Below are 15211 nucleotides of genomic sequence, written 5' to 3'. Positions count from 1 at the left end.
CGCGGACGTCAGTTACCTCGAATGGGAAGGCCACCAATCGTGTATTACGCCGCGGGGAGCTCGGGCGGCAGCTCGGCACTCCCGCTTCTTGTCGTTGTCGCCTTCGCCGCCTTCGTGTACTTCCTCATGATCCGCCCGCAGCAGAAGCGCCGGCGCGACGTCGAGAGCATGCAGTCCACGATGGGCATCGGCGACGAGGTGGTGACGGTCGGCGGCCTCTACGGCATCGTGACCGAGGTGGACAGCGACACCGTCATGCTCGAGATCGCGCCGGGAGTCACCGCCAAGTACGCCCGGGCCGCGATCGGCAAGGTGAACAGGAAGGCGGCGGTCGAAGAAGAGCCCGCTGCCGAGGAGGAGTCCGCGCCGAGCACGGACGACTGAAAGCTCGACCCGCGCCGCCCCGCCAAGTGAAACATTCACGCCGCGCGACCTCCGCCGGCGTCGTGTAGGGAGACCCGACAGCCGTGGCACAACCTCAGGCACCGATGCGCCCGAGCCGCCAGCTCGCCGTGCTTGCCGCCATCTTCGTCATCCTGGCCGCCATCGTATGGTTCGGTGGCAAGGGTGGCTGGCGGGACCGGCTCGAGCCGAAACTCGGCCTTGATCTGATCGGCGGGACCACGGTCACGCTGCAGGCCCAGAACCTGGAGGGCAACAAGCCGCCCACCCAGGATCAGATGGAGACCGCCCGCCGCATCATCGACCAGCGGGTCAACGGCCTGGGCGTCGCCGAGGCCGAGGTCGTGGTCGAGGGCAGCAACAACATCGTCGTCTCCCTGCCGGGCAAGAGTGACGACCGGCTCAAGCAGATCGGGCAGACCGCGGAGCTGCGGTTCCGCATGGTGCTGGGCTCGACCGCCGACACCGGCGCGACCTCCTCGTCGGCGTCGGCCTCGGCGTCCGCGCCGGCCTCCACGGGCGCTTCGGCGACGCCGACGGCCAACGCCTCGGCGACCGCGACGCCGGCCGCCACGAGCGCCGCGCCGACGGCCTCGGCCTCGGGCTCGGCGCCCGCCGCCGCGGCCCCCTCCGCGTCGGAGTCCCTCGCGCCGGACATCGCCACGCAGCGCGCCGCGGTGCAGAAGAAGCTGGGCGCGGACGTCTGGGCCGCGGCCCTGGCCGAGCAGGCCCCGCTGGACTTCTCCAAGGACCCGGCCAAGGCCGAGGCCTACGCGAAGTTCAAGGACCTGAGCCCCGCCGAGGTCGCGGTGCTGCCGGCGTCGATGCAGTACAACATCCCCTACGTCAACTGCGACAAGCTCAACCACCGGCCGGTCGGCTCGATCAGCAAGGCCGACGAGCAGGCCGTCGCGTGCGGGCCGGGCGCCAAGTACCAGCTCGACGTGGCCAAGGTTCTCGGCACCGACGTCTCCAGCGCCAACTCGGGCATCAACTCGCAGAACGGCCAGTGGACGGTCAACCTGTCCTTCCACAGCGACGGGCAGAACCGCTGGACCGACCTGACCCGCGTGGCCTACAACAACGGCCAGGACAGCAAGCAGGTCGCCGTGGTGCTCGACAACGAGGTCGTGTCGGCGCCGACGATCCAGAACGTCATCCCGGGCGACGCCGAGATCAGCGGCAGCTTCACGAAGACCGAGGCCCAGCTGCTCGCCAGCCAGCTGCAGTACGGCGCCCTGCCGCTGTCGTTCACCTCGCAGGACGCGCAGAGCATCTCCGCCACCCTGGGCAGCTCGCACCTGGAGGCCGGCCTGCTCGCCGCCGGCATCGGCCTGCTGCTGGTCGTGCTCTACTCGTTCTTCTACTACCGGCTGCTCGGCGGCGTCATCATGCTCAGCCTGGTGCTCTCCGGCGTGCTGGTCTTCATGTCGCTGATCATCCTGGGCCGCTGGATCGGCTTCACCCTGAGCCTCGCCGGATTCGCCGGGTTCATCGTCTCGCTCGGTGTGGCGGCCGACTCGTTCGTCATCTACTTCGAACGGCTCAAGGACGAGATCCGCGACGGCCGAAGCCCACGCAGCGCGGTGCCGCGTGCCTGGGTCCGGGCCCGCCGCACGATCATCTCGGCCAACACGATCACGCTGCTGGCCGCGGCGATCCTGTACTTCGTCTCGATCGGCTCGGTGAAGGGCTTCGCCTTCGCCCTGGGCGTGGCGACGATCCTCGACCTCGTGGTCGTGTTCCTCTTCCGCCATCCGATCATGACGCTCTTCGCCCGCCAGAAGGCCTTCTTGTCGCCCCGGGTCAGCGGCCTCGGGCGTGTGCTCAACCAGCACCCGACCACCAGCGACGCGGCGCCCACCACCCGTCGTAACCGCCCGAAGGAGGCCTGACGATGAGCGCCAGTGGCATCGCAGCCCGGCTCTACCGCGGTGAGGCCGGCGTCAACATCGTCGGCCGCCGCAAGCTGTGGTTCACCGTCGCCGGCATCGCGATGCTCATCGCGATCGCGAGCATGTTCATCCGCGGCTTCACGCTCGGCATCGAGTTCGAGGGCGGAAACCAGTACAACGTGCCGGCGAAGGTCGGCACCCTCGCCGACGTCGAGAAGGCGTTCGGGGATGCCGGCGTCGAGGTCAAGACGGGCCAGACCGTCGGCGACAGCCAGTACATCATCAAGACCGAGCTCATCACCGACGCCGAGAAGCAGACCGCGATCAAGGAGACGGTCGCCAAGCAGTTCGGCATCGACGCGTCGCAGATCTCCGACAGCGCGGTGAGCACGTCGTGGGGCGGCCAGGTCACCAACAAGGCGGCGCTGAGCCTCGCGATCTTCCTCGCCGCGGTGCTGGTCTACCTCGTCGCGCGGTTCGAGTGGCGGATGGCCGTCGCCGCGATCGCCTCGCTGCTGCTGGACCTGATCCTCACCGGCGGCGTGTACTCGCTGGTCGGCTTCGAGGTCACCCCGTCCACGGTCATCGGCTTCCTGACGATCCTCGGTTTCGCGCTCTACGACGTCGTCGTGGTGTTCGACAAGGTGCAGGAGAACACCCGCGGCATCACCGGCTCCAGCACCTCGACGTACGAGGAGGCGGCCAACCTCGCGGTCAACCAGACCCTGATGCGCTCGATCAACACGGGCCTGGTGGCGCTGCTGCCGGTCGGCGGCCTGCTCTTCATCGGCGCCGGCCTGCTGGGCGCCGGCACGCTGAAGGACCTCGGCCTCGTGCTCTTCATCGGCATGGGCGTCGCGGTGTACTCGTCGATCTTCTTTGCCACCCCGGTGCTGGCCGAGCTCAAGAGCCGCGAGCCGCGCCTGATGCAGCACGCCAACCGGGTCAAGGCCAAGCGCGCCTCGCAGGCCAAGGAGGCGGCGACCCGCGCCGCGAACCCGGCCCGCGACAGCGACGGGGTGCCGATCGGCGGCCCGGCGAAGGCGGCCGAGCGCTCCGAGCTCGCGGGCGCGGCCCCGCGGCCCGGCGCCCGCCCGACCGCGCGGCCCGGACAGGGCAAGCGCCCGCGTGCGGGCGGCCGTCCGGGCGGGGGCAGCGGCCGGCGGTAACACCGGCTTGAGAGTATGACGGGCGTCGCGATCGCGGCGCCCGTCTTTCTTGTGCAAAGGAGCCTTGGTGGAGATCGCCGAGCTGGTCGCGAGCAAGGTCCTCGACGTGCCGGACTTCCCGAAGCCGGGGATCCTGTTCAAGGACCTCATGCCGCTGTTCGCCGACGGCCCGGCGTTCGCGGCCGCCATCGACGCGGTCATCGCCGAGCACGGCGCGGAGAGCTTCGACGTCGTGGCCGGCATCGAGGCCCGCGGGTTCGTGATCGCCGCCGCGATCGCCTACGCGACGGGCAAGGGTCTCGTACCCGTTCGCAAGGCCGGCAAGCTGCCCCGCGCCACCGTCTCGGCGACCTACGCCCTGGAGTACGGCGAGGCGACCCTGGAGGTGCACGCCGACGCGTTCGTGGCGGGGCAGCGGGTGCTCGTCGTCGACGACGTGCTCGCCACCGGCGGCACCGCGGCGGCCACGCTCGCGCTCGTCGAGCGGGCGGGCGGCACGATCAGCGGCTTCAGCGTCCTGCTGGAGCTGTCGGGGCTGGCGGGGCGGCAGAATCTGGTCGGGCGTCCGGTTCATGCCCTCTTGACCGTCTGAGGGCGGGTAACCGGCCCTTTTCGTTGACGAGAAATGTCGGCGGGGGCGGGTAAGCTTGCCGTTCGGATCGTTGTCGGCGATGAGGAGCGGCCGGTGAGCGGCGACATCGCACCCCCCATTGAGGGTACGGTCGACCACGTGCAGGATGAACCGCAGGACGCCCGGGAGTCGGCCTCGCCGGAGACGGCGGAGGCGGGCGGCGTGGTGCTGCAGTTCCCGACGCCGCCCGGCGCGCCCCAGCGGCGCGCCTCCGATCAGCAGGCGCCCCGCCGCACGCCCGAGGAGATCCTGGGCGAGGACACCGAAGACCTGACCGACGCCGCCGGCGGGGTCACGGGCGCCGTCGCCGGGTTCGTCGGGGCCGCGCCGACCGGCCGCCGCGTGCGCGCCCGCCTGGCCCGCTTCAACGCGCCCTGGCAGAGCCCGTCGGTCAGCGAGGTCCTCGAGCCGCTGATCGCCCAGCACAAGGCCAGCCACCCGAAGGCCGACGTCCGGCTACTCCAGCGCGCCTACGACATGGCGGAGCACTTCCACAAGGGGCAGTACCGCAAGTCCGGCGACCCCTACATCACGCACCCGCTCGCCGTCGCCACCATCCTCGCCGACCTGGGCATGGACACCACCACGCTGGTCGCCGCCCTGCTGCACGACACGATCGAGGACACCGAGTACACCATCGAGCGCATGCAGGTCGACTTCGGCGGCGAGGTCACGCTGCTCGTCGACGGCGTCACCAAGCTCGACAAGGTCAAGCTCGGCGACGCGGCGAAGGCCGAGACGATCCGCAAGATGGTCGTCGCGATGGCCAAGGACCCGCGGGTGCTGGTCATCAAGCTGGCCGACCGGCTGCACAACATGCGCACCCTGACCTTCCTGCCCCGGCCCAAGCAGGAGCAGAAGGCCAAGGAGACGCTGGAGATCCTGGCCCCGCTCGCGCACCGCCTGGGCATGAACACGATCAAGTGGGAGCTGGAGGACCTGGCGTTCCGCACGCTGTTCCCCAAGCGCTTCGACGAGATCAGCCGGCTCATCGCCGAGCACACCCCGCAGCGCGACTCGCTGCTGCGCTCCGTGACCCAGAAGGTCGCCAACGACCTCAAGGCCGCCAAGATCAAGTCCGAGGTGACCGGGCGGCCGAAGCACCTGTACTCCGTCTACCAGAAGATGATCGTCCGCGGCCGCGACTTCGGCGACATCTACGACCTGGTCGGCGTGCGCATCCTGGTCGACACCGTGCGCGACTGCTACGCGGCCCTCGGCGTGATCCACGCGAACTGGCAGCCCGTCCCGGGCCGGTTCAAGGACTACATCGCCATGCCGAAGTTCAACATGTACCAGTCGCTGCACACGACGGTCATCGGACCCACCGGCAAGCCCGTCGAGCTGCAGATCCGCACCTACGCGATGCACCGCACCGCGGAGTACGGCATCGCGGCGCACTGGCGCTACAAGGAGACGAAGAACGCCACGATCGCCGGCCCGCCCGCGCACATCGACGAGATGACGTGGCTGCGGCAGCTGCTGGACTGGCAGCGCGAGGCGAGCGACCCGAGCGAGTTCCTCGACGCGCTCCGCTTCGATCTTTCGAGCCAGGAGGTGTACGTCTTCACGCCGAAGGGCGACGTGATCGCACTGCCCACCGGCTCGACGCCCGTGGACTTCGCCTACGCCGTGCACACCGAGGTCGGGCACAAGTGCATCGGCGCCCGGGTCAACGGCAAGCTCGTGCCGCTGGAGAGCACGCTGTCCAACGGCGACGTCATCGAGATCTTCACCTCGAAGTCGGAGACCGCCGGGCCGACGCAGGACTGGCTGGGCTTCGTCAAGAGCCCGCGGGCCCGCACCAAGATCCGGCAGTACTTCAACAAGGAGCGCCGCGAGGAGGCGATCGAGGCCGGCAAGGAGGCGATCGTCAAGGCCATGCGCAAGCAGGGCCTGCCCCTGCAGCGCCTGCTCACGTCCGAGTCGCTGATGACGATCGCCCGCGAGCTGCACCTGTCCGACGTGGCCGCCCTCTACGCCGCCGTCGGCGACGGGCAGTCCTCGGCCCAGTCCATCGTGCAGCGCCTCGTCCAGGGCTACGGCGGCGAGGAGGGCGCGGTCGAGGACATCGCCGAGACCGCCATCCCGACCCGACCGGCCCGTGCGCGCACGGCCGCGACCGACCCCGGCGTCGAGGTCCTGGGCGTCGACGACGTCTGGATCAAGCTGGCCCGCTGCTGCACCCCGGTGCCGGGCGACGCCGTCTTCGGCTTCGTCACCCGCTCCGGCGGCGTCTCGGTCCACCGCGACGACTGCGCCAACGCGGGCGACCTGAAGGAGCAGCCGGAGCGCGTGCTCGAGGTCAGCTGGAAGCCCACGAGCGCCTCGACGTTCCTGGTCGCCATCCAGGTGGAGGCCCTCGACCGCCACAAGCTCCTGGCCGACGTGACGCGCGTCCTGTCGGACGAGAAGGTGAACATCCTCTCGGCCACCGTGACAACGACCCGCGACCGCGTGGCCATCAGCCGCTTCAGCTTCGAGATGGCCGACCCGAAGCACCTGAACCATCTGCTGGCCGCGGTGCGCCGCATCGACGGCGTGTACGACGCCTATCGGGTGACGTCGGGCGCCTGACCGATCACGCACAGTCTCGACCGGCTCGGCCCAGCGGACCGCGCGCGACGGTGGCGGCTACGCCTCGATGCCTTCCTGATCCGGTCCAGCTGGTGATCCCGGTCCTCGATGGGCCTGAGCCGCCCGAAGGCCACGAGCGCTGATCAACGACCGCCTGGCCACGCCGACCCGCCGGCAGGCTCTCTTCCCGGCGGCGGGAGCGGGGAAGCAGGGCACACGGCGAGAGTCGGCCGATTCGGCGGAGGTCTGTGCCGATAACGGGCCGAGGGCCGCTCACCGTTGCCGGTGGGCGGCCCTCGTGACGTCCTTCGAACCGGTTACTGCTTGGCCTCGCTCATGGTCAGCGACTTGATGCGCACCTCGGTCTTGGGCTTGCCCTCGCTCGGGCCCGCCGACGGGTCCGCGGCCGGGGCCGACGGGTCCGGCACGACGCCGGCCTCCGCGACCTTCTTCACGAGGTCCAGGCCCTCGGTCACCTTGCCGATGACCGTGTAGTTCGCGTCCAGCTCGGTGATGTCCTTGTACACGATGAAGAACTGGCTGCCGGTCGACGCGGGCTGGCCGTTGTTCGCCATCGCGACGACGCCCTCGCCGTACGCCGGGCGCTTGCCCGTCGGCAGGTTCTCCTCGGCGTAGCGGTAGGAGGGGCCGCCGTAGCCGGTGCCGAACGGGTCGCCGCACTGCAGCACGTAGATGCTCTGCAGCACCAGGCGGTGGCAGATGGTGTCGTCGAAGAACTTCTTGCTGGCCAGGTACGTGAAACTTTCCGCGGTGCAGGGCGCGTGCGCGGTGTCGACCTCGATCTTGATCGTGCCCACGCTCGTGTTCAGGGTCATCGTCTGGGTGCCCGTGCGCGGCTCGCCCGAGGTCGGGGGCTTGCCCACGTCCTTGGTGTTCTTCGCCAGCTCCGGGTCGGGCGAGGCGCTCGCGCTCGGGTCGACCAGCGGCTGCCACACGCAGTTGGTCGGCGTGGCCGAGCCCGACGGGCTCGCCGAGGCCTGGTCCTTCTTGTCGCCGTCGCTGGTGAGCGCGATGACCACCCACGCCGCGGCGAGCACCACGATCAGGGCGCCCGCCCCGGCGGCGATCGTCGTGTTCCTACGGCGCCGGAGCCGGGACTGCTCGGCGCGTACGGCCATCTCCCGCTCCAGCCGTGCACGCGCTGCAGCGCGCTGACGGTCCCGGTTGGTGGTCACGGTTGGTACTCCTTGCTCAACAGGGATGGGGTGGACTTCACGACTCAGGAGTTGCTGGAGGCGGCGGCCGAGGGGGTGGCCGAGGGGGTGGCCGAGGTGGCGGGGGCCGATCCGCTCGTCGAGGGGACGGGCTCGGGCTCGCCCGGCGCCTGGTCGGTGACGGTCAGCGAGCTGATCTTCACCTCCTGGTTGGGCTTGCCCCCGCCGGCCTGGCTGGAGCCGTCGTTGCCGGCCGCGCCGATCTTCTGCAGTACGTCGAGGCCGCCCGTGATGGTGCCGAAGATGGTGTAGTTCGGCGGGAACTGCTGGTCCTTGAACACCAGGAAGAACTGGCTGCTGTTGGTGTTCGCGCCGGAGTTGGCCATCGCGATGGTGCCCGCCGGGTACAGCGCGGTGCTGCTCGGGGCGGCCGAGGGGTCCGCGGACGCGCTCGGGTCGGCCGACGGGGCGGCCGGGGTCGGCAGGTTCTCGTCCGGGAAGCGGTACGCCGGGCCGCCGCTGCCGGTGCCGGACGGGTCACCGCACTGCAGGAAGGTGTCCCCGAGCCGGTGGCAGGTGGTGTTGTCGAAGAACTTCTTGCCCGCCAGGTACCGGAAGCTGTTCACCGTGCACGGTGCCTTGCTCGGGTCGAGCTTGACCGTCACCGTGCCCTGGCCGAGGGAGATCGACATCGTCTCGACGCCGTTCTTCACCACGTCGCGCGTGGGCGGCTTGCCGACGTCCGTGATGCCGGTGGCCTGGTCGACCGAGGTGTAGGCGCATTCCTCGGCCGCGGCCGGAGCGGGGGAGAAGCCCCCGGTCTTCCAGATCACGACCACGACCAGCAACGCGAGGACCACGGCCGTGCCGATGCCCGCCTGCCACTGGCGGCGGCGCCGCGCCGCGGCCGCCCTCCGGGCGATCTGCCGCTCGGTCTTCGCCCGCGCCAAAGCACGCTGCCGGCTCTTACTGGAAGCCACCTGCGCTCCCCTCCAGGAAAATACATTTGGGTGCCACGTCACACGCCCGCCAGAGTGTACGGGTAGAACCCGGAATGCGCGTCGCCGCCCGGTCACGGTTCGCTGTGCCTGACCTCCGGATAGGGTCTACCTGGTTGTTGGCAGGACATCGACAGGGAGGAGCGCCGCCGTGCTGGTCGCCGGGTTCCCCGCCGAGGCGTTCGGGACCAACTGCTTCGTGGTGGCCCCCGGGCCGGGCGAGCAGTGCGTGGTCATCGACCCGGGCATCGGGGTGACGGACCGGCTGGACGAGGTGCTGGCCCAGCATCGCCTCCAGCCCGCCGCGGTCCTGCTCACCCATGGTCACCTCGACCATACGTTCTCCGTGACGCCGGTCTGCGGTGCGCGCGGGATCACCGCGTACATCCACCCCGACGACGCCGAGATGCTCGCCGACCCGGCCAAGGGCCTCAGCACCGACCTGACCGCGCTGTTCGGCGGCCGGCTGGCGTGGACCGAGCCCGAGGACGTGGCCCCGCTGGAGGACGGCCTGGTGCTCAAGATCGCCGGGCTGGAGCTGACGGTCGACCACGCGCCCGGCCACACCCGCGGCTCGGTGATGTTCCGGGGTGCCGACGGCGACGCCGCGCTGTGTTTCTCCGGCGACGTGCTGTTCCGCGACTCGATCGGCCGCACCGATCTGCCCGGCGGCAGCCTGGACCAGATGATGGCCAGCCTCCGCGACAAGGTGCTGACGCTGCCCGACGAGACCGTCGTGCTGCCCGGGCACGGCCCCGAGACCACGATCGGGCGCGAGCGGGCCCGCAACCCGTATCTCCGTGAGGCGCTCGAGGCGCCCCGTAAAGGCTGGTAGACCATGACCCGACCCATGCCGCTGTCCGGCTTCCCGGAGTGGCTCCCCGCCCAGCGTGTCGCCGAGCAGCAGGTGCTCGACCGGCTGCGCCGGACCTTCGAGCTCTACGGCTTCGCGTCGCTGGAGACCCGGGCGGTCGAGCCGCTCGACCAGCTGCTGCGCAAGGGCGAAACCTCGAAGGAGGTGTACACCCTGCGGCGCCTGCAAGCCGCGGAGGGCGACGAGGAGCTGGCGCTGGGGTTGCACTTCGATCTGACCGTTCCGTTCGCCCGTTATGTGCTTGAAAATGCCGGAAAGCTGCAGTTCCCCTTCCGGCGGTACCAGATCCAGAAGGTGTGGCGGGGCGAGAAGCCGCAGGCTGGCCGCTACCGCGAGTTCCTGCAGGCCGACATCGACATCGTCGACCGGGACACCCTCCCGCCCCACTATGAGGCCGAGATCCCGCTGGTCATCGGCGACGCGCTGCGCTCGCTGCCGATCCCCCCGGTCAAGATCATGGTGAACAACCGCAAGCTCTGCGAGGGCTTCTACCGTGGCCTCGGCCTCGACGAACCCGAGGAAATCCTCAGGATAGTCGACAAACTCGACAAGATCGGGCCGAACGCCGTCGCCGAGCTGATCGAGAAGGCCGGCGGCACCGCGGTCCAGGCCCAGGCCTGCCTCGCGCTGGCCGGGATCCGCGCCGGCGACGCCTCCTTCGCCGACGCCGTGCGCGCGCTCGGCGTCGAGCACCCGCTGCTCGACGAGGGCATCGCCGAGCTCGCCGCGGTCGTGGAGACCGCCCGGGAGCACAGCCCGGGGCTGGTCGAGGCCACCCTGAAGATCGCCCGCGGGCTCGACTACTACACCGGCACGGTGTACGAGACCGAGCTGGTCGGCTATGAGCAGTACGGCTCGATCTGCTCCGGTGGCCGGTACGACAACCTCGCCAGTGCGGGCAAGGACGTCTTCCCCGGCGTCGGCATCTCGATCGGCGTTTCGCGGCTGCTCGGCCTGCTCTTCGACGCCGGCGAGCTGGCCGTCAGCCGGCCGACCCCGACCGCGGTGCTCGTCGCGCTGTGGAGCGAGGAGGAGCGGGCGACAAGCAACCGCATCGCCGCCGAACTGCGCGCCCGGGGCATCGCCACCGAGGTCGCGCCCGTCCCCGCGAAGCTGGGCAAGCAGATCCGCCACGCCGAGCGGCGGGGGATCCCGTTCGTGTGGTTCCCGGCCAGCGCGTCGGCCGAGGGCGGCGACCAGGTCAAGGACATCCGCTCCGGCGACCAGGTCCCGGCCGTGAGCGGGGAGTGGAACCCCCCGGCCGAGGACATGGCGCCACGGCTGCAGTGAAAGAATGGGCCGTCTTGCGTAGTTCGCCGAAGGAGACCCTGTGATCCGATCCCATGAGTCCGGCACCCTGCGTGGCGCCGACGCCGGAACGACCGTGACGCTGGCCGGCTGGGTGGCCCGCCGCCGCGACCACGGCGGGGTCATCTTCGTCGACCTGCGCGACGCCTCGGGCGTCGTCCAGGTGGTCTTCCGCGAGGAGATGCAGGCCGCGCACGCGCTGCGCAACGAGTACTGCGTGCTCGTCACCGGCGAGGTGCGCGCCCGGCCCGAGGGCAACGAGAACCCCGACCTGCCCACCGGCGCGGTCGAGGTCGTCGCCACCGCGCTCGAGGTGCTCTCCGAGGCCGCGCCGCTGCCGCTGCCGATCGACGACGGGGAGGCGGCCAGCGACGACGTCCGCTACCGGTACCGCTACCTCGACCTGCGCCGCTCCGGCCCGCACAACGCCATGAAGCTGCGCAGCCGGGCCAACCAGATCGCGCGCAACCTGCTCGCCGACCGCGACTTCGTCGAGGTCGAGACGCCGACGCTGACCCGTTCCACGCCGGAGGGGGCCCGCGACTTCCTGGTGCCGGTCCGGCTCCAGCCCGGCACCTGGTATGCACTGCCCCAGTCGCCGCAGCTGTTCAAGCAGCTGCTCATGGTCGGCGGGCTCGAGCGGTACTACCAGATCGCCCGCTGCTACCGCGACGAGGGCTTCCGGGCCGACCGTCAGCCGGAGTTCACCCAGCTCGACATCGAGATGTCCTTCGTGACCCAGGAAGACATCATCGAGCTCGGCGAGTCGATCGTCCGGTCGCTGTGGTCCGACCTGGCCGGGCACGAGATCGCCGGCGACATCCCGCACCTGACCTGGCACGACGCCATGGCGCGGTACGGCTCCGACAAGCCCGACCTGCGGTACTCGGTGGAGCTGACGGAGCTGACGGAGTACCTGCGCGGCACCGAGTTCCGCGTCTTCGCCGGCGCGATCGACGCGGGCGGCTACGTCGGCGCGGTCGTCATGCCCGGCGGCGCCGCGCAGACCCGCAAGGAGCTCGACGGCTGGCAGGACTGGGCCAAGGCGCGCGGCGCCAAGGGCCTGGCCTACGTGGTCCTCGACGCCTCGACGGGCGAGGCCCGCGGCCCGGTGGCCAAGAACCTGTCCGAGTCGCACCTGGCGGGTCTGGCCGACTTCGTCGGGGCCAAGCCCGGCGACGCGGTGTTCTTCGCCGCCTCCACCGCGCGGCGCGAGGCGCAGGAGCTGCTCGGCGCCGCCCGCATCGAGATCGCCAAGCGGGCCAAGCTGGTGGACGAGAGCGCCTGGGCATTCTGCTGGATCGTCGAAGCGCCGATGTTCGAGCCCACCGACCCCGAGGCCGGCGGCACCGGCGGCGGCGCCAAGGGCTGGACCGCGGTGCACCACCCGTTCACCTCGCCGAACCGCGAGTGGATCGACCGGTTCGAGGAAGCGCCGGGGGAGGCCCTGGCGTACGCGTACGACATCGTCTGCAACGGCAACGAGATCGGCGGCGGCTCGGTCCGTATCCACCGCGGCGACGTGCAGCGGCGCGTGTTCGACATCCTCGGCATCTCCGCCGACGACGCCGCGGACAAGTTCGGCTTCCTGCTCGAGGCGTTCAAGTACGGCCCGCCGCCGCACGCCGGCATCGCCTTCGGCTGGGACCGCATCTGCATGCTGCTCGCCGGCGCCGACTCGATCCGCGAGGTCATCGCGTTTCCGAAGACCGGCGGCGGCTTCGACCCGCTGACCGGCGCGCCGACCCCGATCACGACCGAGCAGCGGGCCGAGGCCGGCGTCGACGCCAAGCCCAAGGCCCCGGCCCCCGCCGACGTGAAGGTCCCGGTCGAGCGCTCGAATTGAGCCCCGGACTGTAGGGTCTGGGGCCGTGGACGGCTTGTTTGAGGTTGCGTCATCCGGTGACGGTCCGGTCTCCCCCGGTGGGGACCAGGCCGTCACCGGCGGTTTCACCGACGTGGCGGCCGACGCGCCGCTCGCGGTCCGGATGCGCCCGGCCGGCCTCGACGAGCTCGTCGGCCAGCAGCACCTGCTGGCCCCCGGCGCGCCGCTGCGCCAGCTCGTCGGCGGCGCCTCGCCGATGTCGGTGATCCTCTGGGGGCCGCCCGGCTCCGGCAAGACCACCATCGCCCATCTCGTCGCCGGCGCCACCGACCGGCGCTTCATCGCGCTCTCCGCGCTCTCGGCCGGCGTCAAGGACGTGCGCGCGGTCATCGACACCGCCCGCAAGGAGCGCCGCCGCGGCGGCCCGCCCACCGTGCTGTTCATCGACGAGGTGCACCGCTTCAGCAAGACCCAGCAGGACTCGCTGCTGGCCGCGGTCGAGGACCGCACGGTGACGCTGCTCGCGGCCACCACCGAGAACCCGTACTTCTCCGTCATCTCCCCGCTGCTGTCCCGCTGCGTGCTGCTGACCCTCCAGCCGCTCACCGACGACGACGTGCGCACCCTCCTGCGGCGCGCGGTCACCGACGCCCGCGGGCTGGACGGCGCCGTCACGCTCGACGACGACGCGGAGGCTCATCTGGTACGGCTGGCGCGCGGTGACGTCCGTAAGGCGCTCACGGCCCTCGAGGCGGCCGCGGGGGCGGCGCTCGCGCAGGGCCTGGCCACCGTTGACCTCCCGACCGCCGAGAAGGCCGTCGACGTGGCCGCGCTGCGCTACGACCGCGACGGCGACGAGCACTACGACGTGGTGAGCGCCTTCATCAAGAGCATCCGCGGCTCCGACGTCGACGCGGCCCTGCACTACCTGGCCCGCATGATCACCGCGGGGGAGGACGCCCGGTTCATCGCCCGGCGTATGGTGATCTCGGCCAGCGAGGACATCGGCATGGCCGACCCGACCGCGTTGCCGATCGCGACCGCGGCCGCGCACGCCGTGGAGTACGTCGGATTGCCCGAGGTCCAGATCGTCCTGGCCCAGGCGGTGATCCATCTCGCGCTGGCGCCGAAGTCCAACGCGGTCGTCGCCGCCATCGGGGCGGCCATGGCCGACGTGCGCTCCGGGCACGGCGGTACAGTTCCCGCGCATTTACGCGATTCGCACTACAAGGGTGCGAGTCGGGTCGGGCACGGGCAGGGGTACAAATACCCTCACGACGACCCGCGCGGCGTGGTCCAGCAGGAGTACGCCCCGGAGGGGATCCGCGACCGGGAGTACTACCGCCCGACGGGCCATGGCGCCGAGCGCGCGGTGGCGGAACGATTGCCGAAACTGCGGCGTATCGTGCGGGGGGCCGGAGCTTCCGGGGGCTCAGGGGCGGGTGACGCTCCGGAGTCGAACAGCAGCAGCATGGAGGAGCGACACCGGTGAGTTCGGGTCGAGACGAGGCCAAGAAGCGGCGTGGCCGCGGCAAGGCCGATCCAGGCTCGAGCGACGACGAACTGGGCTGGCTCGCCGAGCTGCGCAGCGCCGGCAACGACCGCGCCGACGAGTTCGGCGCCGCCGGCCCGGCCGACGTGCTCGATGGGGTGAACCCGCGGCGCGGGGTGCCGCCCCAGCCCCGCGGCGACGCCAACCCGCCGGTCGCCGAGCGGCCTTCGCGGTCGCGTCCGGATGCCCAGCCCCCCGCCGCGCCGATCGCAGGGCCGGCCGGTCGTTCGGGGGCGCGTTCGTCGCGGTCGCGCTCGGATGCGCCGCCGCCGGTCGCGGAGCCTCCGGGTCGCCCGGGGGGCCGGTCCCGCGCGGACGGCCCGCCGCCCATGGCCGAGCCGGGGCGGCGGGCCCCCGCCGCCCCGGAGCCGACCCAGGCGTGGCGGGCCCCGCGGGAAACGCCGCCGGGCCCCGCCGTGGAGGCGATGCCGACCTGGCGCCCGCCGCGGGATGTTCTGCGCGAGTCCGGCGAGAACCCGCCGCCGGCCCCGGCCAATCCGCAGGCGAGCCCGGACGCGACGCAGGCCTGGCGCGTGCCGCGCGGGCCGGCTCGCGAGTCGACGTCCGGCAACCGTCCGGCGGCCCCGCCCGACCCGCGCCGTGAGTCCACTTCGGGCGCGCGGCCGGCGAATCCGCCGGAGCCGTGGCGGGAGCCGGCCTCGGATCCGCGCCGTGAGTCGACGTCGGGCGCGCGGCCCGCCAATCCGCCGGATCCGCGCCGTGAGTCGACGTCGGGCGCGCGGCCCGCCAATCCGCCGGATCCGCGCCGTGAGTCGACGTCGGGCGCGCGGCCCGCCAATCCGCC

The 15211-nt window shown here is 71.4% G+C and carries 11 protein-coding genes and 1 pseudogene; 10 read left to right on the top strand and 2 right to left on the bottom strand.

Going from position 1 to position 15211, the window contains the following annotated elements; genetic code table 11:
• Nucleotides 1-21 precede the first annotated feature (21 nt).
• The 5 genes from yajC (at nucleotide 22) to AB0B76_RS17270 (ending at nucleotide 6674) form a co-directional block, all read left to right on the top strand.
• Nucleotides 22-384, top strand: coding sequence for a preprotein translocase subunit YajC (gene yajC, locus AB0B76_RS17290; protein WP_360375681.1), 363 nt, complete (start codon nucleotides 22-24; stop codon nucleotides 382-384).
• A gap of 83 nt (nucleotides 385-467) precedes the next feature.
• A complete protein-coding gene (gene secD, locus AB0B76_RS17285) occupies nucleotides 468-2297 on the top strand; it encodes a protein translocase subunit SecD (protein ID WP_360375679.1) in 1830 nt (609 codons plus the stop codon).
• Nucleotides 2298-2299: 2 nt separating this feature from the next.
• Nucleotides 2300-3466, top strand: coding sequence for a protein translocase subunit SecF (secF, locus tag AB0B76_RS17280; protein WP_360375677.1), 1167 nt, complete (start codon nucleotides 2300-2302; stop codon nucleotides 3464-3466).
• Between the two features lie 64 nt (nucleotides 3467-3530).
• Nucleotides 3531-4058 (top strand): adenine phosphoribosyltransferase, encoded by a 528-nt coding sequence (locus AB0B76_RS17275; protein WP_360375675.1) that lies wholly within the window; start codon nucleotides 3531-3533, stop codon nucleotides 4056-4058.
• Nucleotides 4059-4091: 33 nt separating this feature from the next.
• Entirely contained in the window at nucleotides 4092-6674 is a 2583-nt protein-coding gene (locus AB0B76_RS17270) for a bifunctional (p)ppGpp synthetase/guanosine-3',5'-bis(diphosphate) 3'-pyrophosphohydrolase (protein WP_360375673.1), read from the top strand.
• A 317-nt stretch (nucleotides 6675-6991) separates the two neighbouring features.
• Here the strand turns inward: AB0B76_RS17270 and AB0B76_RS17265 are convergent, their stop codons facing one another.
• On the bottom strand, nucleotides 6992-7870 hold the full coding sequence (locus AB0B76_RS17265; RefSeq protein WP_360375671.1) for a peptidylprolyl isomerase: 879 nt from the start codon (nucleotides 7868-7870) through the stop codon (nucleotides 6992-6994).
• A 44-nt stretch (nucleotides 7871-7914) separates the two neighbouring features.
• Nucleotides 7915-8829, bottom strand: coding sequence for a peptidylprolyl isomerase (locus AB0B76_RS17260; RefSeq protein ID WP_360375669.1), 915 nt, complete (start codon nucleotides 8827-8829; stop codon nucleotides 7915-7917).
• Between the two features lie 169 nt (nucleotides 8830-8998).
• On the opposite strand from AB0B76_RS17260, the gene AB0B76_RS17255 reads away from it, so the two are divergent.
• The 5 genes and pseudogenes from AB0B76_RS17255 to AB0B76_RS17235 form a co-directional block, all read left to right on the top strand.
• On the top strand, nucleotides 8999-9682 hold the full coding sequence (locus AB0B76_RS17255; RefSeq protein ID WP_360375667.1) for an MBL fold metallo-hydrolase: 684 nt from the start codon (nucleotides 8999-9001) through the stop codon (nucleotides 9680-9682).
• Between the two features lie 3 nt (nucleotides 9683-9685).
• A complete protein-coding gene (gene hisS, locus AB0B76_RS17250) occupies nucleotides 9686-11011 on the top strand; it encodes a histidine--tRNA ligase (protein ID WP_360375665.1) in 1326 nt (441 codons plus the stop codon).
• Between the two features lie 40 nt (nucleotides 11012-11051).
• Nucleotides 11052-12875 (top strand): aspartate--tRNA ligase, encoded by a 1824-nt coding sequence (aspS, locus tag AB0B76_RS17245; RefSeq protein WP_360375663.1) that lies wholly within the window; start codon nucleotides 11052-11054, stop codon nucleotides 12873-12875.
• A gap of 34 nt (nucleotides 12876-12909) precedes the next feature.
• Complete coding sequence (locus AB0B76_RS17240; RefSeq protein ID WP_360376069.1) at nucleotides 12910-14346, top strand: replication-associated recombination protein A; 1437 nt, start codon at nucleotides 12910-12912, stop codon at nucleotides 14344-14346.
• Nucleotides 14343-15211: pseudogene (locus AB0B76_RS17235) on the top strand (hypothetical protein); the annotation flags it as partial. The gene AB0B76_RS17240 and the pseudogene AB0B76_RS17235, both read left to right, overlap by 4 nt.

It is taken from the genome of Dactylosporangium sp. NPDC049140 (assembly GCF_040648435.1).
The sequence above is the reverse complement of the archived record's forward strand: the minus strand, read 5'-3'. Positions and strand labels throughout refer to the sequence as shown.

Coding starts and splice junctions, on each gene's coding strand:
- yajC (WP_360375681.1), top strand. CDS start 22: ATGGGAAGGCCACCAATCGTGTATTACGCCGCGGGGAGCTCGGGCGGC.
- hisS (WP_360375665.1), top strand. CDS start 9,686: ATGACCCGACCCATGCCGCTGTCCGGCTTCCCGGAGTGGCTCCCCGCC.
- AB0B76_RS17270 (WP_360375673.1), top strand. CDS start 4,092: ATGTCGGCGGGGGCGGGTAAGCTTGCCGTTCGGATCGTTGTCGGCGAT.
- secF (WP_360375677.1), top strand. CDS start 2,300: ATGAGCGCCAGTGGCATCGCAGCCCGGCTCTACCGCGGTGAGGCCGGC.